Origin of the sequence: Agromyces seonyuensis (assembly GCF_009789225.1) — a bacterium.
GTDB classification, from domain to species: Bacteria; Actinomycetota; Actinomycetes; order Actinomycetales; family Microbacteriaceae; genus Agromyces; species Agromyces seonyuensis.
Genome location: NZ_WSTA01000073.1, coordinates 1 through 20,525, shown reverse-complemented (window position 1 = coordinate 20,525; position 20,525 = coordinate 1). Strand labels below are relative to the sequence as shown.

General features: G+C 73.2%; 16 protein-coding genes. 5 read left to right on the top strand and 11 right to left on the bottom strand.

Going from position 1 to position 20,525, the window contains the following annotated elements; genetic code table 11:
• The coding region (locus tag GB864_RS14170; RefSeq protein WP_160426172.1) for a nucleotide disphospho-sugar-binding domain-containing protein at positions 1 to 1,352 on the bottom strand (1,352 nt) is incomplete at its 3' end.
• Positions 1,353 to 1,662: 310 nt separating this feature from the next.
• On the opposite strand from GB864_RS14170, the gene GB864_RS14165 reads away from it, so the two are divergent.
• On the top strand, positions 1,663 to 2,079 hold the full coding sequence (locus GB864_RS14165; protein ID WP_160426169.1) for a transferase: 417 nt from the start codon (positions 1,663 to 1,665) through the stop codon (positions 2,077 to 2,079).
• 115 nt (positions 2,080 to 2,194) lie between these two features.
• Here GB864_RS14165 and GB864_RS14160 read toward each other — a convergent pair whose 3' ends face one another.
• From GB864_RS14160 to GB864_RS14145, 4 genes are all read right to left on the bottom strand, one after another.
• Positions 2,195 to 4,045 carry a carbohydrate-binding domain-containing protein gene (locus tag GB864_RS14160; protein ID WP_160426167.1) on the bottom strand — a complete coding sequence of 617 codons (1,851 nt, stop codon included), beginning with the start codon at positions 4,043 to 4,045 and terminating at the stop codon, positions 2,195 to 2,197.
• A 37-nt stretch (positions 4,046 to 4,082) separates the two neighbouring features.
• Positions 4,083 to 4,937 carry a polyphosphate polymerase domain-containing protein gene (locus tag GB864_RS14155; protein ID WP_160426165.1) on the bottom strand — a complete coding sequence of 285 codons (855 nt, stop codon included), beginning with the start codon at positions 4,935 to 4,937 and terminating at the stop codon, positions 4,083 to 4,085.
• Positions 4,934 to 5,572 carry a DUF4956 domain-containing protein gene (locus GB864_RS14150; protein WP_160426163.1) on the bottom strand — a complete coding sequence of 213 codons (639 nt, stop codon included), beginning with the start codon at positions 5,570 to 5,572 and terminating at the stop codon, positions 4,934 to 4,936. Before GB864_RS14150 ends, GB864_RS14155 begins: the two co-directional genes overlap by 4 nt.
• 163 nt (positions 5,573 to 5,735) lie before the next feature.
• Positions 5,736 to 6,782, bottom strand: coding sequence for an LLM class flavin-dependent oxidoreductase (locus GB864_RS14145; RefSeq protein ID WP_160426161.1), 1,047 nt, complete (start codon positions 6,780 to 6,782; stop codon positions 5,736 to 5,738).
• Between the two features lie 168 nt (positions 6,783 to 6,950).
• Between GB864_RS14145 and GB864_RS14140 the strand changes: the two genes are divergently transcribed.
• Entirely contained in the window at positions 6,951 to 8,138 is a 1,188-nt protein-coding gene (locus GB864_RS14140) for a baeRF11 domain-containing protein (protein WP_160426158.1), read from the top strand.
• Positions 8,139 to 8,149: 11 nt separating this feature from the next.
• Here the strand turns inward: GB864_RS14140 and GB864_RS14135 are convergent, their stop codons facing one another.
• A complete protein-coding gene (locus tag GB864_RS14135) occupies positions 8,150 to 8,512 on the bottom strand; it encodes a hypothetical protein (RefSeq protein ID WP_160426156.1) in 363 nt (120 codons plus the stop codon).
• An 82-nt stretch (positions 8,513 to 8,594) separates the two neighbouring features.
• Here GB864_RS14135 and GB864_RS14130 point away from each other — a divergent pair, with 82 nt between their 5' ends.
• Complete coding sequence (locus GB864_RS14130) at positions 8,595 to 9,581, top strand: LLM class F420-dependent oxidoreductase (protein WP_160426154.1); 987 nt, start codon at positions 8,595 to 8,597, stop codon at positions 9,579 to 9,581.
• Between the two features lie 46 nt (positions 9,582 to 9,627).
• Here the strand turns inward: GB864_RS14130 and GB864_RS14125 are convergent, their stop codons facing one another.
• Together GB864_RS14125 and GB864_RS14120 are read right to left on the bottom strand one after the other, a co-directional pair.
• The gene (locus GB864_RS14125; RefSeq protein ID WP_160426153.1) at positions 9,628 to 9,903 is read right to left on the bottom strand and encodes a glutaredoxin family protein; all 276 of its coding nucleotides are present in this window, start codon (positions 9,901 to 9,903) and stop codon (positions 9,628 to 9,630) included.
• Between the two features lie 158 nt (positions 9,904 to 10,061).
• On the bottom strand, positions 10,062 to 13,628 hold the full coding sequence (locus GB864_RS14120) for a TM0106 family RecB-like putative nuclease (protein ID WP_160426151.1): 3,567 nt from the start codon (positions 13,626 to 13,628) through the stop codon (positions 10,062 to 10,064).
• Positions 13,629 to 13,816: 188 nt separating this feature from the next.
• Between GB864_RS14120 and GB864_RS14115 the strand changes: the two genes are divergently transcribed.
• Positions 13,817 to 14,788, top strand: a complete 972-nt coding sequence (locus GB864_RS14115) for a hypothetical protein (protein ID WP_160426149.1) — start codon at positions 13,817 to 13,819, stop codon at positions 14,786 to 14,788.
• 21 nt (positions 14,789 to 14,809) lie between these two features.
• Here the strand turns inward: GB864_RS14115 and GB864_RS14110 are convergent, their stop codons facing one another.
• Positions 14,810 to 15,640, bottom strand: coding sequence for a tryptophan-rich sensory protein (locus GB864_RS14110; protein WP_160426147.1), 831 nt, complete (start codon positions 15,638 to 15,640; stop codon positions 14,810 to 14,812).
• Positions 15,641 to 15,658: 18 nt separating this feature from the next.
• Entirely contained in the window at positions 15,659 to 17,080 is a 1,422-nt protein-coding gene (locus GB864_RS14105; protein WP_160426145.1) for a sugar porter family MFS transporter, read from the bottom strand.
• Positions 17,081 to 17,200: 120 nt separating this feature from the next.
• Here GB864_RS14105 and GB864_RS14100 point away from each other — a divergent pair, with 120 nt between their 5' ends.
• Positions 17,201 to 18,613 carry a DUF4407 domain-containing protein gene (locus GB864_RS14100; RefSeq protein WP_160426143.1) on the top strand — a complete coding sequence of 471 codons (1,413 nt, stop codon included), beginning with the start codon at positions 17,201 to 17,203 and terminating at the stop codon, positions 18,611 to 18,613.
• Between the two features lie 237 nt (positions 18,614 to 18,850).
• Here GB864_RS14100 and GB864_RS14095 read toward each other — a convergent pair whose 3' ends face one another.
• Positions 18,851 to 20,239, bottom strand: coding sequence for an LLM class flavin-dependent oxidoreductase (locus GB864_RS14095; RefSeq protein ID WP_160426141.1), 1,389 nt, complete (start codon positions 20,237 to 20,239; stop codon positions 18,851 to 18,853).
• Between the last annotated feature and the right edge of the window lie 286 nt (positions 20,240 to 20,525).

Sequence of the window (20,525 nt, the reverse complement as noted above, 5' to 3'; positions counted from 1 at the left end):
GGGATGCCAAACTGTCTGCAGTTCAGACGACTGCTCCTCCGTTCTGTCGTGTGCAGCGGCGTCGGCGGGAGGCCCGTGGCCGCCGCCTCGAGCTCGGCGGCGATCGCGGCCGGGGCGTCGTGGGCCGCGAGCTCGACGGCGAGGGCCGCGGCCCGCTCCCGGTAGGCGGGCCGGCGCATCACCCGGTCGAACGCGCCCTCGATCCGGTTCGGCGACGGCGTGCCGGTGCGCAGGTTCACGCCCGCCCCGGCGTGCGCGACGCGGGCGGCGACCTCGGGCTTGTCCTCGGTCTCGCCGGCGACGATGAGCGGCACGCCGTGCGCGAGCGCCTGCTGCACGCCGCCGAAGCCGCCGTTGGTGATCATGACGTCGGTCTTCGGCAGGAGCTCGGCGTAGGGGAGGAACTCGGCGGCTCGCACGTTGCCGGGCAGCGAGCCGAGCTCCTCGATCGGCCGCCCGCCCGTCGAGACGACGAGCGTGCACCAACGGTCGGCGAGGGCGTCGATCGTGGGGCGCACGAGCCGGGCGAAGTCCTGGTTGTCGAGCGTGCCCTGGGTGACGTGCACGACCGGCCGCGAGCCGTCGAGGTCGTCCCACCAGGACGGCAGCGCCGCCGGCGCCGTCGTTCCCGGCAGCACGGCGCCCACGAAGCGGACGTTGTCGCTGAGGTCGCTGCGCGAGTACTCGAAGGACTCCGCGGAGAGCTGCAGGTAGCGGTCGTAGAGCCGCGACGGGTCGAGCGCGAACCCCTCCAGCGGATGCCCGCCGAGCTCGACGAGTTCCGCGTCGACGAGCTTCGCGAGGCGGGCGAAGAGCACGCGGGTCACGAGGGCGTTGAGGGCGCGGTTGCGGGCGCGCCCGAGCGCGGAGCGCGTCGGGCGGAGCCCGAGTCCGAACGGCGCGGTGTCGACCGAGACCTGTGCGAGCGGGATGACGCCGAGCCCGAGCACGGGCGGTCGGGTCGGACGATCGCGTTGCAGCAGGGGGAGCACGCCCGTGAAGCCGGGCTCCGCGAGCACCGCGGCCGGCCGCACCTCGGCGATCGCGGCGTCGAGCGACTTCGACTGCGCGGGCAGGGGCGTCGCGAAGGCCTGGATGAGGTCGTACTCGAACCGGGCGAGGCCGCGGTAGCGCGCGCGGTCGGGCAGCAGGTCCTCGGGGGCGCGGTCGTCGAAATCGGCCGGTCCGTCGAGCGCACGGTGCTCGGCGCCGATGCGCCGCACGTCCTCGCCGAAGCGCGAACCGGTGAGCACGGCCACACGGTGTCCGGCCGCGACGAGCCGGCGGCCGACTTCGAGGACGGGCGCGACGTGGCCCTGGAACGGGGTGGCGCAGAGGAGGTAGGCGGTCATGGCTGGGTTTCCGGTGGCTGGGGACCGGGGGGACTCGGCCGCGCCGGCGGAAGCCGGGCACGTTCCGTGAACCTAGTCATCCGAGGATTGCTCGACAACGGTGCGCGCGGCGTGCGGCCCTCGAACGCCCGGAAATCAGGGCGACCCCGGTCGGCGGGCCGGTGCGAGCCCTGAGCGGATGCCCCGTGCCGGCACCCTTGCGGCATCCCGCAGATCCCGTGCGGCTCGGGGAATAGCACCGCGGCGACCCGTGTTATATCCGAGGTTGTCCGGGATGCCACCCGAAGACCATCCCGTGGGAGGAGACGAAGTGGGCATCAGTTATGTCGAGTTCGAAGACGATTCGGGAGTGCTGCAGCGCTATCGCAAGCACGTGAACGGCAAGGGGCTCGTGTCGGTGAAGGCGAAGGTCGACCCGACCGCCTACGTCGACCGGAGCGCGTACGTCGACCCGGGCGCGATCGTGCAGCGCGGGGCGAACATCGGCCACGGCGTGTGGGTCGACCGCGACGCGGTCGTCTCGGAGCGCGCCGTCGTCGGGCCCAACGTGCACGTCGGCCGCCGCGCCGTCATCGGCAAGTCGGTCGAGCTCGGTGCGTACGCCGAGATCGGCGCCGACGCCAAGGTGCACCACGGCGCGCGCGTCCCCCGCGACGCCGTCGTGCCGGACGGGACGGACGTCGCCCCGAGCGACTCCGATCTGCGCCGACTGGGCCTCGCCGCCTGAGCGCAGCCGCTCGAACGAGGTGAACGCCCCCGCGATCCGCGGGGGCGTTCTGCATGTCCGGTTGCTCCGTGCCGGACCCGCCCGGCTGCGCCGGCGTCGGCATGCGAGCGGACGCTCAGGGGCGGCCGCCGCTCGGGGGCTGTCCGCCGCCCTGACCGCCCCCGCCGCCGGGACCGCCCATGCCCTCCGAGACCTGCTCGCCCGCGACCGCCGAGCCGAGGGCGGACGACGTCGACGCGGTCGCGCCGTCGCCGGCCGTGTAGCCGCCGATCGCACTGCCGGAGGACGTGCCGCCGGAGACCAGCGAGTAGGTGGTGCCGTTGACGACGTCCGCCGAGGAGAACGCCAGCGTCTCGTACTGCTTGGGCGCCGTGTAGGTCGCCAGCACCGTGCCGTCGTCGGCGACGAGCTGGACGGTGTCGCCCGCCGCCACCGTGCCCGACACCGACACGAGCACCGTCGCCTGATCGGCATCCGCCGAGGGGGCGACCGCCATGCCCGCGGCGCCCGCGGCGAGCAGCACGCCGCCCGTGATGTCGAAGGATCCGTCGAGCGCGCCGTTGCCGGAGTTCGTCGGACCCGCGACGATCGTCGTCCCGCCCGTGATCGTCGCGGTCCCGTTGGAGTCGAGGCCGTCGCCCGCGGCATCCACCGTGAGCGTGCCGCCGGAAATGAGCAGGCTCGTGTTCGCGGTGCCCTCCCCGCCCGAGCCGTCGGAGGCGTTCAGGCCGTCGTCGCTCGAGACGACCTCCGTCGTGCCGCCCGAGATCGTGATCGCGGCACCCTCGATGCCCTCCACCGACTCGACGATCGACGTCGCGCCGCCCGAGACGGTCACCGCGACGTCGCCGTGCACGCCGTCGTCGCCCGAGGCGAGCGCGAGCGTGCCGTCGGCGAGGTGCACCGTGTTGTCGGAGTGCACCGCGTCGTCGGCGGCGTCGACCACGACCGAGCCGCCCTCGACGAGCACGAGCACGCCGCCCTTCAGGCCCTTCGCGGAGGCGTCCTCGGCGAGGTCCGCCGCGGCGGCCGCACCGCCGCCGGCCGTCACGTCGAGCGTGCCGCCCCAGACGAGGACGTCGGTCGTGGCTGCGAGACCGTCGCCGCCGGCGTCGACCGAGACCTCGCCGCCCGCGACGGCGACGTAGCCGCGCGTCGCGTCCTCCTCGTCGTCGGACTTCAGCCCGTCGCCGCCCGCCATGACGTCGAGCGTGCCGCCGGCCACGTAGAGCAGGTCCTTGCCGCGCAGCCCGTCGTCGACGGCGTCGAGCGTGATCGTGCCGCCCGTGATGACGAGCCCGTCGTTCGAGGCGATGCCGTCGTTCACCGAGCCGGTCACCTCCAGCGAGCCGTCGCCGGCGATGACGAGATCCGCCTTCGACCAGATCGCGGCGTCGGACTCGTCCCCGGCCGCGCGCGTCGAGGCATCCTGCACCGAGTTCTCGGTGCCGTCGGCGAGCACGAGCTGCACCCGGTCGGCGGCCGCGACGGCGATCGCCGCGCTCGTGTCGGAGACGATGGAGGCGTCGTCGAGGATGATGCGGACGAGGCCCTCGTCGGCACTGTCGACGACGACCTGGCCGGCGAGGTCGCCGGAGAGCCGGTAGGTGCCGGGCGCCGTGATGGTGACGGTGCCGCCGGAGACGCTCACGCCCTCGGCGTCCGTCGTGGCGGTGTCGCCGTCGAGGACGACGGCCTGCTCGTCGGCGGAATCCCAGGTGTCGTCGGCCTCCTCGATGGGCGGCGCCTCGTTCTCCGCCATCGCGGCGGCGGCGGTGATCGTCGGGTCCACGTCGACGGCCGCGACCGTCTCCGTGCTGCCCGTGCTGCCCGTGGAGCCGGCGGCCGTGCCGTCGGCGGCGGTCGCGCAGCCCGCGAGGACGAGTGCGCCCGCGACGACCGGCGCGGCGCCGATCGCGAATCGCAGGCTGCGGCGGGAGCGGGGGGCGGGGTGCTGCTCGTTCATGATCCCTCCTCGGGATGCTGGGGGTTCGGTCCCGGGATCACGCCGCGAGGGCGCTCCGGTCGGGGGTCGGCGCGCTCGCCGGGGCGAAGGTCGCATCGGCGAAATGGCGCACGAGCGTGCGGTGCCACCGGTTCGACGGCAGCTCGGGGTGCAGCGCCGCGAGGCCCGTGGCGAACTTCGACACGCGAGCGGGCCGCAGGCCCTCGGCCCACAGCGCCCGGTCGACGGTGCCGGGCGTCGCCGCGGACTTCGTCTCGACGATCGCCAGGTGCGGGGTGCGCATGCGCCGGGGGCGGCACGCCTCGTGGCGCTCCGCCGGCTCGAGGTCGACCCACTCGAGGCCGACGTCGATCGTGGCGCGCGACTCGACGCGCTCGGCCGTCGCCGGCACGAGGAGCGTCGCCCGGCGGTACCGGGTGACGAGCGTCGCCTCCAGGCGGAGGCCGCGCGCATCGGTGACGCCCGTCTCGGCGAGCGTCTCCTCGGCGTAGGCGAGGGCCTCGCCCTCGAGCGTCGAGGCGCTCGTCGGGTCGACGCTCACGCGGCCCTTCACCGTGGCGGCACGACCGCCGCGGGTCTTGACCTCGAGGAAGCTCAGCTCCGAGTCGAGGTAGGACCGGGTGCGGATCTTGAAGCGCCGCCGACGGGCGGTCGCCGCGAGCCGGTAGCTCAGGAGGTCGGGGGTGTCGAAGTAGACCGACTCGTACGCCGAGTCCCGGGCGCCGCCGATCTCGAGCACGCGGGTGTCGTCGTCCAGCCGGACGAGCACGGCCGGCAGCCGGTCGAGCGGCACGAGGTACTTGCGGTCGATGCGGGTCTGCAGCTCGGCGCGCTCGTTGAGCTCGACGAGGTCGACGGGCGGGAGAGCGGCGAGCCGCGCGAGGGCGCTCATCGACGTTCTCCCGCGTCGACGCCCGCGAACCCGGCCGTGCCGCCGGCGGCCTGCCGGGTCCCTGCCGTCGTGCGACCGCGGCCCGAGGCATCCGGTCGCAGTTCGTAGCGCACCTCGACGAGGGTCGTGTCGTCGACGAGGTCGAGGCGCTCGACGCGCGTCTCGTGGATGCGGGCGCCGAGCAGTTCCGCGAGGTGGGCCTCGAGCGCCGCCTCGTCGGCGATCGCGCGGTCGAGCTGCACGAGCTGCTGACGCGTTCGACGGAACAGACGCGGGTGGTCGGCGACCGCGAGCACGCCCACGACGAGCGCCATGAGCGCGATCGTGGTCCAGCCGAGCGTCGAGCCGAGCCCGCCGAGCAGGCCGAGGGCGAGCGCTGCGAAGTAGTAGCCGACCTCGTGCTGCTCGATCTCGCGCGAGCGGAGCCGGATGATCGAGAGCACGCCGAAGAGGCCGAGGCCGAGCCCCGCGCCGAGCGCCGCATCCGAGAGCACGATCGAGACGGCGAGCACGCCGACGTTGACCGTCAGGTACGACACGACCAGGTCGCGCCGCCGGTGCCTCGGGAAGTACACGGCGAACACCAGCACGGCGATCGCGACCAGGTCGATGGCGACGAACAACAGGGGGGTCATGCGGGCTCCTCAGGGGGTCCGCCCGCCGGCCGTCCGCCTGGTGCGGATGCCGGTCGGGCTCGGGATGACCTCCAGTCAGCCAGAGCGCCCGATGGCGATCCGATGCCGCGCCTGTGGCGTTCCGATGACTTCCGTCCGCGTTCCCCGACCGGTCCGCCCGGGATCAGCCGATCGCGTCGGCGAGGAGCTCGAGCGTCTGCTCGCGCCCCGGCGCGGCATCGAGCGGCTCGTCCGCGAAGGCTGCCGCGACCGGGGAGAGCATGATCTCCTCGACGCCGTGGCGTTCGGCGAAGGCGCGCAACCGAGACGCGACGTCGGCCGGGTCGCCGATGAACCACGCCTGCCGCTGGGCCGCCACGAGCTCGTCCATCGCCGAGTTCGTGCGCGCCGCGGCATCCGCCTCGGCCTCGTCGACCGTCTCGAGGCCCCGCAGCGGCAAACCGAGCCGCAGCCGCGCCATCGTGCGCATCTGGGGGAGCGCCCGGCGCTCCGCCTCCGCCGCGGTCGGTGCGACGACGACGTTGGCCGTGAGGAAGGTCTTCGGCGCCTCGAGGGCCCCCGGCGCGAACTCCGAGCGGTACAGCTCGAGCGCCCGCTCGAGGCCCTGCCCCGAGAAGTGGTTCGCGAACACGTACGGCAGCCCCTCGGCCGCGGCCAACCGCGCCGAGTAGTCGCTCGAGCCGAGCAGCCAGACCTCCGGGGTCCCCGTCGCCGCGGGCGTCGCGGTGATCGCGTACTCCCGCCCGCTCGTCAGGCGCAGATTCGCGCCCTCCGGCGAGAGCAGGGAACGGATGTCCGCGATGTGGTCGGGGAAGCGGTCGACGTCGCTCGTCGTGCCCGAGAGCCGGAGGAGCTGCGAGATCACGGGATCGCTGCCCGGCGCCCGGCCGATGCCGAGGTCGACGCGGCCCGGCGCCATCGCCTCGATCGCCGCGAACTGCTCCGCGACGACGAGCGGCGCGTGGTTCGGCAGCATCACGCCGCCCGAGCCGACGCGGATGCGCTCGGTCAGGGCCGCGGCCGCCGCCACGAGGACCGGCGGGTTCGTCGACGCGACCGCCGGCATGTTGTGGTGCTCCGCGAACCAGTAGCGGGCGAAGCCGAGCCGATCCGCCCGCTGCGCGAGCGACATCGAGGCGGCGATCGCCTGGGCGGACGACTGTCCGGAGCGGACGGGGACGAGATCGAGGACCGAGAGTGCGAGCGACATCCCTGAGGGCAACGCGGAAGCCCGGGCCGTGCATTCCCGAACACGCCGGATCCGCCCACGACCTTCGCCGACGCACTGCGCATCCACCCTGTCGGGTCGGAGCCGTCCGCACTAGGGTGGGGCCCACTCAGCGGCCGGGGGGCCGCGACGAGCATTGGGGAGGAACGCATGTCCGTCCACTACCAACTGCCGACCGCTGCAGATTTCGCCGTCCTCGGCGGCGCGCACGATCCGGCGATCTCGCTCTACGCCTCGACCTCGCCCGTCGTCGCGGAGCGCGAACGCGCCAGGACCGCGGTCCGCAGCCTGTTCACGAAGGGCCTCGATCAGGTCAAGTCGCGCGGCGCGTCCGCCGCCGACGTCGAAGCCCTCCGCGTCGAGATCGACGCCGTGGACGGGGACCTCCAGCTCTGGGGCGGGCTCTCGCGCTCGCTCGCGATCTTCATCGCCCCCGGATTCTCGGAGACCTTCGTGCTGCCCAACCGCCTCGACGACGAGGTCGCCGTCGGCAGCCACTTCTCGCTCGGACAGCTCCTCCGCGCACCGAGCCAGGAACAGGAGGCCTACGCGCTCGCCGTGTCCGCCAACGGCTGGTCGCTCTGGCACGCGACGCCCACCGATCGGGCGGTCAAGCTCGACGTACCCGACTCCGAGGGCGCCGACCTCGACAGCGTCACCAACCGCGAACCCGGCGAGGAACGCCCCGGCCACGGCGGTCCGCGCGGCGACCGCTCGCGGCTCGTCGGCGACGAGGGCCGCAAGACCCTCCTCGACATCTACGCGAAGCGCGTCGTCGACAGCGCGCGCAAGACCCTCGGCGAGCTCGACCCGGAGCAGCGGGTGCCCGTCTTCGTCTTCGCCACCGAGCCGCTGCTCAGCCTCATCCGCGAGCGCGCCTCCAAGACGCGACGCGTCGTGCTCGTCGGCGGCAACCCCGACCGCCTCGGCGCGGCCGAGATCGACTTCGAGATCCGGTCCGAGCTCGCCAAGCTCAACGTCGCCGAGGCCTCGACGCAGCTCAAGGCCCTCGCCGACGACAACTCCGGACGCGTCGAGACCGACCTCGCCGCGATCGGCCGGCAGGCCGTGGACGGCGCCGTCCTCACCTACTGGTTCGACTTCACGCGGTCGGTGAACGGATGCTTCGACGCCGAGTCCGGCGCCATCGAGTACGCGGTGGGCGACGGCACGGGCGACGCGCTCGCCGACGGCACGCCCGCAGGCGACCTGCTGCCGCAGATCGCGATGCTCGTCGCGCGCAAGGGCGGCACGATCGTCACCGTGCGGGCCGACGACCTCGACCCCGATGTGTGGACGGGCCCCGCGGTCGCGGAACTGCGGTTCGCGCTGGTCTGAGCGGCGGCGGGTCAGCCCGCCGCGAGCGGCACGCGGCGGCGGCCGGCCGGTTCGGACACCGGGACGACGGTCTCGGTGCCGTCGGGCAGTTCGACGACGACCTCGCGGGCGGACCGGCACTCGACAATCGCCTCGGCCTCGCGGCGGACGCCGCGTGCGGAACGCGTCGTCGCGGGATCCCCGCCCTCGGCGAGGAGTCGGAGTCGCAGGCGCCGCTCGTTCTGGTCGCCGCGCACGAGCGCGAACCCGAGCGCCCAGGTGGAGTCGGGGCACGGCGCCCAGAGGCGGACGCGCACGAGCCTGCTCTGATCCGTGAAGATCGCCGATGCCCGGATCTCGTCCGGACGGAGCACCCACCCTGCCGCGTTCGTCATAGTGCTCGAGCCTAGGAAAGCGCGTGCCTGGGCGGATCAGGGCGAGCCCTGAAGGGCGGTCGCAGCGGGTTAGGGTGGCCCGATGCGCTTCGGAATGTTCATCCCCCAGGGCTGGCGGCACGATCTCGTCGGCATCGACCCCGCGGAGCACTGGGCGGTGATGCGCGGCCTCGCCGAGCGCGCCGACGCCGGGCCGTGGGAATCGATCTGGGTCTACGACCACTTCCACACGGTGCCCGCGCCGACCGACCAGGCCACGCACGAGGCGTGGGCGCTCATGTCGGCGTTCGCCGCGACGACCTCGCGCGTGCGGCTCGGCCAGATGTGCACGTGCCTCGGCTACCGCAACCCCGGCGTGCTCGCGAAGACCGCGCTGACCGCCGACCTCATCTCGGGCGGTCGCGTCGAGCTCGGCATCGGCGCCGGCTGGTACGAGCACGAGTGGCGCGCGTACGGTTTCGGCTTCCCCGACGCCCCGACCCGGCTCCGGATGCTCCGCGAGGGCGTCGAAGTGCTGCACCAGGCCTTCACGACGGGCCGGGCGGACTTCTCGGGCGAGTTCTCCGACTTCGACGGCGCGATCTTCGAACCGCGCTCGACGCAGCCCGGCGGCCTGCCGATCTGGGTCGCGGGCGGCGGCGAGAAGGTCACCCTGAAGATCGCAGCGAAGTACGCGGACTACACGAACTTCTCCGGCCCGCTCGAGGACTTCGTGCACAAGTCCGCCGTGCTCGACGCGCACTGCGCCGCCCTCGGCCGCGATCCGCAGGAGATCACCCGCTCCGCGAACTTCAACCTGCTGCTCGCCGAGGACGAGGCCGAACTCGGCGACAAGCTCGCCGTGCTCCGCGAGCGCGTGCTGCCGCACCTCGGCGGGGAGACCACCGAGCGCTTCCTCGACGACTACCGCGGCACGCCGGGCGTCGGCACGCCCGAGCAGGTCGCCGAGCGGCTCGCGGAGCGCGCGGCCCACGGGCTCGCGTACACCATCGTGTACTCGCCCGAGGCCGCCTACGACACCCGCACGCTCGAACTCTTCGAGCAGCGGGTCATGCCGGAACTGGGCTGAGCGCGTCGACCGCCGGGCCCGTGCCGGCCCGGCGGGACGCGACGGGTCAGGCCGCGGCGGCCTCGAGCTTCGCGGCGAGGTCGGCGTCGGTCGGCTCGACGAAGAAGTCCCCGTCGGGGAACACCACGACGGGGATGTTCGTGCGGCCGCTGATCGCCTTGGCGATGTCGGCGGCGGGGACGTCGACCTCGAGGTCGACGTAGACGTAATCGACGCCGGAGGCGTCGAGGAACTTCTTCGAGCGGCGGCAGTCGCTGCACCACTCGGCGCCGTACATGGTGATCGCGGTCGGGTTGGCCTGCTCGGGCGTGGAGGTCGTCATGCTCCGAGCCTACGGCGAGCCCGCTGGGCACCCGCCCGGCACGGGCTGGGCGGATGCTCCGCGCCCGCTGTCCGAACCCGCCGGGGTGCCGTTTTCCCGCCCGCCGGACCGCGCGTCGTCGCCGTCGTCCGCGGGACGAGAACGGAACTCCGGCTGCGTCAGCCGCCGTCGACGAGTCGCGCGAAGCGGCTGAGCCGGGCGACGCCGACGGGCGTGTGCGGCAGCGCCTGCAGGAGGCCGGGCGAGTAGAGCAGGTAGGCCGCCCACTTCGCCCGGGAGATCGCGACGTTGAGCCGGTTCGGCAGCAGCAGGAAGTCGAGGCCGCGCGGCACCTCCTCAGCGCTGGACGCCGCGAGCGAGACGATCGCGACGGCCGCCTCCTGCCCCTGGAACTTGTCGACGGTGCCGACGGGCACGTCGCGGAGCCCGGCCGCGTCGAGGGCGGCGCGCACCCGCTGGAGCTGGGCGTTGTAGGGCGTCACGACGATGAGGTCGCGCTGCGCCAGCGGGCGTGCCGCGACCGGAACGGTGCGGATCTCGCCCGTCGACGCATCGAGCTCCTCGGTGACCTCCTGCCACGGACGGCCGAGCAGCGACGACGCGAGGCGCACGACTTCGACCGCCTCCTCCGGCGAGTCGGTCGAGTTGCCCTCGTGGCGCACCGGGAGGACGTGCAACCCGGGTTCGACGCCCACGAGGAGCCGCTCGGCGGCGCCGTCGTAGGAGCGCAGCGCCCCCTCGTAGGAGAGCTCCGAGACCGGCTGCGCGACGTCGGGGTGCATGCGGCGGCTCTCGGCGAGGAAGTAGCCGAACCCGCGTGGCAGCACGTCGTGCCCGGCGGCGATCCAGCCGAGGGCGGAACCGTCGACGGGCTCGGGGTGGATGCCCTGGGAGACCTGGGGGAGCTGCTGCGGATCGCCGAGCAGGAGCAGCCGCTGCGCCGCCGCACCCGCCGCGATCGTCGGGGCGAGGGCGAACTGGCCGGCCTCGTCGATGACGAGCAGGTCGAGCGAGCCGCGCGCGATGTAGGAGTTGTTCGCGAACGTCCAGGCGGTGCCGCCGACGACGAAGCCCGCGCCGCCCTGCCGGGCGATGAAGTCGATGACGTCGCGGCTCTTGTCGAGCTCGGTGAACTCGCGCCCGCCCGGCTCGGCCCCGCTCTTGCGGGCCTTGCCGACCGAGGCGGCCGGCAGCCCCGCCGCGACCACCCGGTCGAGCAGGTGCTCGACGACGGCGTGCGACTGGGCGACGACGCCGACGCGCCAGCCGTGTCGGGCGACGAGGCGCGCGATGACGTGCGAGCCGACGTAGGTCTTGCCGGTGCCGGGCGGGCCCTGCACCGCGAGGTAGGAGCGGTCGAGGTCGAGCAGCGAGTCGGCGACGGCGCCGATGACGTCGCCGTCGACCACGGGAGCGAGCGCGGCGCCGCCGACGCGAGGCGGAACGCGGCGCAGCAGATCGGCGGCCGCGCCGATCGGCCAGTCGGGCTGGGCGTCGAGGACCGCGGTGGCCCACTGCTCGATCGCGCCCTCCTGCGCGCCGGGCGAGGGCGGCGGCCCGGGCGTGATCGCGACGGGCAGCTCCGTCCAGGGCGGAGCGCCGGAGGCCGTCTCCTCGATGACGATGCCGCTGCCCGACTCGTCGACCTCGACGACGCGGACGCCGGACTTGGCGTCGAGCGGATACGCCGTCGGCGTGACGGGGAAGGGCGCCGGCGAGCGGTAGAGGGCGAAGACCTCGTCGCCGGCCTTGACGCTGGAACCGGGCGCGAGCGTGCCCGCGAGCCGCGTGCGGCGACGCGCGACCCGCTGCCCGCCCGACCTGCCCCATGGCAGCGATTCGTGGCGGCCGCGCGGATCGACGATGAAGACGTCGCGGTCATCGCCCCAGTTCTCGATCGGCTGCGCGAGCCGGAGGTAGTGCTCGAGCCAGAACGACTTGGCCTCGCGGCGGTGGTACTCGATGGCGGCGGAGGCCAGGGCGAGGGCGGTCTCGTCGTCGCTGCGGCCCTCCGGCCCGCGTTCGGCCGCGGGGCCGCCGGCCCGGGAGAGGAGTTCGGCGGCGAGCGGGCTCGGGGGCCGCACGACCTCGGGCTCGACGATCGGCGGCAGCGGGGCGACGCCGCGTGCGCGGGCGATCGACTGCAGCCAGTCGCGCAGGCGCAGCGTCGAGACGCAGTCGTAGCGGTTGTAGTCGGCGAGGTCGTCGAGCTTCTCCTGCCCGAGTTCGGCGGCGGGCCGCCCGGTCGCGGGATCGATCGCGCCCGGCACGGCCCCGAGCAGGTCGCGCGCCTCGACGTAGGCCGTGATGGAGTCGCCGCCCGCCTGGACGTCGGCTTCGCGATGCTCGTCGCCCATGTAGAGCGGCTCGAGCTTCTTGATCGAGTAGCTGCGCGAGCCGACTCGGATCGAGCGCTTCACGATCGGGTAGAGGTCGACGAGCACGCCCTCGCGCAGCAGCGCGTCGACCTCGGCCTCGCCGACGCCGTGGCGCGCGGCGATGGACGCCAGGTGCGTGCGCTCGTAGGCGGCGTAGTGGTAGATGTGCAGCCCCGGATGCGCCGTCCGGCGCTCGGCGACGAGTTCGAGGAAGCGCTCGAGGGCGACGCGCTCCTCGGCGAAGTCGTGGGCCCACAGCGCCGTGTAGACGTCGTGGTCGTCGACCATGCCGAAGAGGTAGTCGATGCCCCAGTCGTGCTCGTCCTCCGTGTAGAGCGGGTCGCCCTCGAAGTCGAAGAACAGGTCGCCGGGGCTCGGCTCGGGGATGGCCGCGAGCGCGGCCGCATCGACGACCTCGACGGGCGGCGGGGCGTGGTCGGGGTCGGGCGACGAGGTGGCGAGCAGTTCGGCCTGGAGCTGGAGCTGCGCCTGCGTGCGCAGGCCCGCGAGCGTGGCCGGGCCGACGCCGGTCACGTCGCCGGTGGAGGCGGCGAGGTCGTCGATCGTGCGGATGCCCGCGGCGCGGAGACGCTCCCGCTGACTGCGGCGCAGCGACGCGACGAGGAACAGGTCGCGCGCGGCGACCACGGCCTCGGTGCACGTCGCGCACCGTCCGCACGCGAACACGTCGGGAGCGCCCCAGGCGACGGGCGACTCGTCGGCGAAACGTTCGGCGATCTGCCGGTCGAGGCGGTCGCGGCGCAGCCGGAAGACCGGCATGAGGTCGACGACGCGGTGCACGCTCGTCGAGCCGTCGCCGAGGAGGAGCTCGACCTCGTCGCTGCGGGGCACCCCCGCGAGGTCGAGGCGCTCGGCGTACGCCGCGAGCTGCAGCAGCGCCGTGACCTTCGCGCGGCGGGCGAGCTTCGCGTCCTGGACGACGTAGCGGGCGACGCCGTCGTCGCCCTCGCGCAGCACGAGGAAGTCGGCGAACCCGATGAAGTGCTCGTCGGCGAAGGTCGCCTGCGCGATGACGGGGATGCGCGCCTCGACTGCGGCGAGCGTCTCGGCGACCGCGGCCTCGACCGCCGTCTGCTCGCGAGGATCGGGCCGCTCGATGAAGCGCACGTCGCCGTCGGGGCGCTCGGCGCGGTAGCGCTCGAGGATGCGGGTCTCGTGCACGTCGCCGAGGCGACCGGCCCGCTCGAGCATCGCGTCGTCGGGCTCGACGACGGCGGGCAGCCGGCCGAGTCTCGCGTCGAGGGCGCGGAGGAAGGCGAACTCGCAGTTCGAGGCGACGGTCAGGTCGCTCGCGCTCGTGACGAGCCGGCCCTGTCGGAAGTGCATGGGCGGCAGCGTACGCGCCACTGCCGACACCGCTGCCGACACCGCGGGCGGCGGCGCGGCGGCGCAGCGAGGGCGCGGCAGCCGGGCATCCGTCGCCTGACAACCCGACCGCCCTCGGATACGCTCGTTCCGGGCGCGCCGAGGAAGCACGCGCCCGTATCGAGGTGCGTCGGGAGGGGGTGCGGACCGTGCCGAAGACACCGGGCCGGAAGCGCCGCTTCTTCTTCAAGCCGTGGGCCGCCGCGGCCCGGCGGGCGCACCTCGCCGAACTCGAGCGACAGGCGAAGGCCGAGGCCGAAGCCCGTTCGAACGTGCGCGTCTCGCCGCCGCACGACGACCCCGACGTCGATCCGATCTTCGCCGAGCTCGTCGACCGCGACGCCTCCGAGCGCGCGGCACGCCCCGTCGTCCTGCCGGGGCTCGAGCCGCCGACGCCGCCGATCCCGGCGCCGCCGGGCGTCCCGTCGACCCTCGACACCCCGACGGCGGCGACGCCGGTGCAGGACCGTCCGTGGATCTCGGAGCCGATCGACAACCCGATCGACCCCGACGAGGCCGTCGCGGAAGGCCTGCTGCTCGCCGAGAACGCTGTGATCATGGGCATGAAGAACCGCATGATCATGCAGACGCTGGCCCCCGATGGCTTCGCGACGACCGACCACATCAATGAGGCGCGGCTCGAGCTCATCGAGGCGTCCGACGAACTGCGCCGTTCGGCGGAGATCGCGCAGCGCGAGTACGTCGGCGCGCTCCAGCGCCCCGGCAAGGCCCCGACGCCGCACTCCTACCGCCGCCGCGACGCGGGCAACCTGCGCCTGCGCGAGCAGGTCGGCCGTCGCACCGCGGAGATCCTCCGCGACCTCGGCGACAACTCCGCGTACCTCGCCTCGATCGTCGATCGGGCGCGCCGCGACGCCTGGCGCGAGATCGGCGACGCCCTGCTCGACCGGCTCGATCGCCGGCTCGCGGGCGGCGCTGCCGAGCCCACGGCGCAGGATGCGGTGGACGCCGCCGAGCGGGAGGCTCGCATCGGCGCGGTGCACGGCGACCTCAACGCCCTCGCGGACGGGCGCTCGCGCGAACGGGATCCGTCGGCCGAGACGACCGGCATCGCCGCGCGGCGGATCGCCGAGGCGCAGGACCCGTACGGCGCGTTCTGAACCGCAGGCAGCCTCGCGCGCTCAGACGGGGTCGTCGTCGACGGCGAGCGTGCGCAGGCGCGAGACGACCGTCACGAGCGCGATGACGGTCGCGGCGACGAACGCCGCGATCGCGGTCGTGAGCGAATAGGGGTCGTCGGTCAGGCGGGCGACGGCGATCCAGGCCAGGCCCCACACGATGGCGATCGCGGGGGCGAAGCGTCCGCGGCCGATGATCGCGATCGCGATCCCGATGCCGGTGAGCACGAGGATGATGAGCACCGACCACACGTCGGCGGGCCACCCGAACCCGTCGAACCCGACGGCGACGAGGGCGGCGGCGACGTTCGCCGCGGAGGCGACGCTCACCCAGCCGAGGCTGAGCCCGACGGTGCCGTCGGCGACGAGCACGTCGATCGGGCCGGCCGCCTCGGTCTGCTGGAGCTGCCGGAAGGCGACCGCGAGGGCGGCGAGGAGCGCCGCGACGACGAGCACGCTGAGCACGACGAGCCCCGCCTGCACCACGAGGATCCAGACCGCGTTGAGCAGCATCGACATGGCGACCCACCACCCGGCGGCGCGCTGACGCGGCTTCGTGCGCTCGTTGGGGAAGAACTGCCAGATCGCGAACAGCACGTACCCGACGCAGATGGCCGTCCAGATGACGAGCGCGCCCGACCCCGGCGCGAGGTGCGTCGCATCCGAATCGAGCGCGCCGCCGTCGACGTCCTGCGCCCGGACGCCGCCGAAGACGCCCGCCCCCGACAGCCCTGCGACGACCGCGATCGCGGCGGCTGCGGCCACCGCGATCTGCCGGAGCAGGTCGCCGGCAGCGACCTGCTCCTTGGTCGAGGTGGTGCCGTTGCGGGGCATCCCCTGCTCGGCCCCGGGTCAGCGCTTCTTGGCGAAGGTGGACTCGGCGTCCTCGAGCGCCATGCCGCGCGTCTCGGGCACCCGGAAGAGCACGAAGAGACCGGACAGCACCGCGAACACCGCGTACATCGAGTAGGTGAGCGGCAGCGACCACGACGACATCGCCGGGAACGACACGGTGATGAGGAAGTTCGCGATCCACTGCGCGGAGGCCGCGACGCCGAGCGCCTTGCCGCGGATGCGGCTCGGGAAGATCTCGCCGAGGAGCACCCACACGAGCGGGCCCCACGAGGCGCCGAAGCCGACGACGAAGAGGTTCGCCGCGATGAGCGCCGCCGTGCCCCAGCCGCCCGGCAGCGAGACGTCGCCGTCGGCGTTCGTCGTCGAGAACGAGAACGCGACCGCCATGGTCGCGAGGGAGATCGCCATGAGCGCCGAGCCCGTGATGAGGATGGGGCGGCGGCCGAGGCGGTCGACGAGCGCGATCGCGATGAGGGTGACGAGCACGTTCGTGACCGACGTAAAGACGGAGATCGTGAACGAATCGGACTCGTCGAAGCCGACCGCCTGCCAGAGCGTCGTCGAGTAGTAGAAGATCACGTTGATGCCGACGAACTGCTGGAAGATCGACAGGATGATGCCGGTCCAGACGATCGGCTTCAGGCCGAGCACCGGGCCCTTGAGGTTGGCGTCGGAGTTGGCCTTGTCGCGGTCGATCTCGACCTGGATGTCCTGCATCGTCCGGTCGAGCTCGTCGGCCGGCACGACGGTCGCGAACACCACGCGGGCCTCGTCGTGGCGGTCGTGCAGCATGAGGTAGCGCGGCGACTCGGGGAGCGTGAAGGCGAGGATGCCGTAGACGAGCGCCGGCACGGCGCCGACGATGAACATCCAGCGCCAGGCGTCGAGGCCGAACCAGAGCACCTCGTTCGCGCCGCCGGCCGAGTTGGCGAGCAGTGCGTCGGAGAGCAGGGCGGCGAAGATACCGAGGGTGATCGCGAGCTGCTGGAGGGATGCCAGGGCGCCGCGGATCTTCTTCGGCGAGATCTCGGCGATGTACGCGGGGGCGACCACGGAGGCGATGCCGATGCCGATGCCGCCGATGACGCGCCACAGGGCGAGGTCCCAGGCCGCGAACGCGAGGCCGGCGCCGAGCGAGGAGACGAAGAACATGATCGCGCCGATGAACATCACCCGCAGGCGGCCCCAGCGGTCGGCCATGCGGCCGGCGAGGTAGGCGCCGAGCGCGCAGCCGAGCAGCGCGATCGCGACCACGAAGCCGGTGATGAAGTCGTTGAGCCCGAAGTCCGCCTCGAGCGAGTCGACCGCGCCGTTGATGACGGACGAGTCGAAGCCGAACAGGAAGCCGCCGACCGCGGCCGCGACGGCCAGTCCGATCGCGCGTGCGCGGAGCGATTTGCCCGCTTTGGTGTCGTTCATCGATGCACCCCCATGCACATTTCCGGGGGTCAGCCCCCGTACCCCGATTCACGGTAGCGCAGGTACAGTGTTCGCCACCGGTTTCCGACGGGGACCGACCGGATCGCGCTGGGGGGTTGCGTGGAACGGCTGGAATCGCTACTGCTCAGGCTCGGCGGCGCGCGCCGCGACGTCATCTCGGATGCACCGGGAGACCGGCCCAGATTCATCGCGCTGGCGCTCGTGCTGCTCTCGACCGCGGTGCTCTCCGGGGCCTCGGCGGTCTTCGCGCTCGTCATGGCGGTGCAGCTGCCGCTCCTCGTCTCGATCGTCGTCGGGATCGTCTGGGGCATCGTCATCCTGAACCTCGACCGGATGCTCGTCGTCGGCATGCCGCGCCAGGACTCGAAGTGGGCGAACATCCTGCTCGCCCTCCCGCGGCTCGCCCTCGCCCTCGTGATCGGCGTCGTCATCTCGACGCCGCTCGTGCTGCAGATCTTCGCCCGCGAGATCGCCGTCGAGACCTCCGCGATGGTGCAGGAGGAGAAGGCGGCCTTCGAGGAGGAGCTCGCCGCCGACCCGCGCTACGCGGGCATCCCCGACCTCGAGGCGAAGATCGCCGCGGAGGAGGCCGCGGTCGCCGCCGGCGGCGCGATCGACCTCTCGCAGGACCCGAACTACGTCGCCGCGCAGGCCGCGACCGCTGCGGCGCAGGCCGCCTACGACGAGGCGAACCGGGTGTGGCTCGCCGAGCTCGACGGCACGGAAGGCACGGGCATCGTCGGCGACGGTCCCATCACGCAGTCGAAGAAGCTCGACCGCGACGGCAAGCTCGCCGCGCTCGAGACCGCGAAGCAGGCGGAGGCGGATGCCAAGGCGAGCGCCGAGGCCTCGCTCGGCGCGACGGCTTCGGCGAACGCGGCCGCGGCCGCCGCCTCCCTGCCGACGGACCAGGCGGAGCTCGCGCGGCTCACGGAGGCACGGGCCGCCGAGGAGGCCGCGTTCGAATCGGCGGCGGACGGGTCGACGGGGCTGCTCGCGCGGCTGGAGGCGCTCGTGCGCATCGGGGACGTGAACGCGCTGCTATGGTGGGCGCACCTCTCGATCGCGCTGCTGTTCATCTGCATCGAGCTCATGCCCGTGCTCATGAAGACCCTCATGAACCTGATGAAGCCGACGGCGTACGACCGGCTCTCCCGCGTCGCCGACGACTCCGCCGTGGCGGCCGGGCGCATCTGGTCGCACGCGCGGCTGCAGGCCCTGCACGAGGAGGCCGCGCCGGAACTCGAGCTCGCCCGCGACCGCGCCGCGCGCCGGCTCGCGGCCGGAATCCGCCTCAACGAGGCGTTCGTCGACTCGCAGGAGCGCGCCATGCGGGCCGCCATCGCCGCCCGCGAGGACGAGGCGCGCTCCGCCGCGCTGGCGACGGCCCGGTCCTGGGAGCGGCCGCTCGGTTCGACGATCGCGTCGGGCGCCGTGGCGGATCCGCCCGTGGACGACGACGACCCGCCGCCGCCGCGCAGCGGGGAGATCGGGCTCGCGCCGCTGCGCTGAGCGCCGCGGTCTCGGCCGGCGGTGCGCGGGGGCGGGTCGAGGAGTGACGGAGGAACGTATCGAGACCGGGTGCGGTGGTCTCGATACGGCGCTGCGGAGGCGGGTCGAGGAGCGACGGAGGAACGTATCGAGACCGGGTGCGGTGGTCTCGATACGGCTGCGCGCCTACTCGACCGGCAGATGCAGCGACGGCCGGGCCCACTGCATCGGGCCCGGCCGTCGCCCTCCGCCGCCGGATCAGGCGAGCGCGGTCCGGGTCCCCACTCGGTAGCCCGCGCCTCGGTGCTCCTCGGGCAGCTTGTCGCCGCGGCCGTGGAGTTTCTCCCGGAGCGTGCCCGACCCGTACTCGGTCGGGTAGACGCCCCGTCGCTGGAGTTCGGGGATGACGTGCTCGACGACGTCCTCGAACGTGCCCGGCGTGATCGCGTACGCCAGGTTGAAGCCGTCGACGTCGGTCTCGGCGACCCACTCCTCGAGCAGGTCGGCGATCTCGACGCCGGAACCGACGACGGTGGGGCCGAGCCCGCCGATCGCGCCGTTCCGGGCGATGTCGGCCACGGTGAACTGCTCGCCGTTCGCGGCCGCCTCCTCGAAGTTCGCGATCACCGAGCGGATCGCGTTCGAGGGCACGTTGCCGACGGGCTCGTCGAGGGCGAACTTCGACAGGTCGATGCCCATCCAGCCCGACATGAAGACGAGGGCGCCCTCTTCGCTCGCGTACGAGAGGTAGTCCTCGTACTTCGCCTGCGCTTGCTCGCTCGTCTCGTCGGTGATGATCGTCAGCAGCGTGTAGATCTTCGCCGCGTAGCGGTCGCGGCCGGCCGCCTCGAGCGCGTCGCGGATGCGGCCGACGGTCGACTTCAGCACTGCCTTCGTCGGGGCGCCGACGAAGATCGCCTCGGCGTTCTCGGCCGCGAAGGCGACGCCTCGCGGCGAGGCGCCGGCCTGGTAGATGACCGGCGTGCGCTGGGGCGACGGCTCCGAGATGTGGATGCCCGGCACGGTGAAGTGCTTGCCGCGGTGGCCGATCTCGTGCACCTTCGACGGGTCGGCGAAGACGCCGGTCTCGGCGTCGCGGATGATCGCGTCGTCCTCCCACGAGCCCTCCCACAGCTTGTAGAGCACCTCGAGGTACTCGTCGGCGTGGTCGTAGCGGTCGTCGTGCTCGAGCTGGTCGTCGTTGCCGAGGTTGCGCGCGGCGCTCGGCAGGTAGCCGGTCACGACGTTCCAGCCGACGCGCCCCTTGGTGAGGTGGTCGAGCGTCGACATGCGACGTGCGAACGGGTACGGATGCTCGTAGGCGGTGCCCGCCGTGATGCCGAAGCCGAGGTGCTCGGTGACGGCGGCCATCGCGGAGACGAGGAGCACCGGGTCGCCGACGGGCACCTGGGCGCCGTGGCGGATCGCGGCCTCGTTCGAGCCGCCGTACACGTCGTACGTGCCGAGCACGTCGGCGATGAAGATGCCGTCGAACCGGCCGCGCTCGAGCAGCTTCGCGAGATGCGTCCAGTACTCGATGTCGGTGTAGGTCTGCGAACGGTCCTCGGGATGCCGCCAGAGCCCGGAGGTCTGGTGGGCGACGCAGTTCATGTCGAACGCGTTGAAACGGATCTGGCGCTGGGTCATCGGTGGAACCTCCTGGGACTCAGGCTCACGGGCCGCGGCGTCATCCGCGACCGCGCAGCGCAACGGGGCGTCACGCGGCGTCGCACTGTTGCGCCCGATTCGCGGTGACGCCGGGATCGCCGCTGCCTGACGGCGGCGGCGGCGCCGTCGCCGGTGCGTGCGAGGATCGGACGCATGGCGCGCGAGGCATCCGGGGCGGGGGATTGGCGCGCCGGGCTCGCCCGGCTCGGCCGGGATCCGAAGAGCACGCGTCTGAACCCCAGTCTCTTTGGCGTCTCGCATGTCG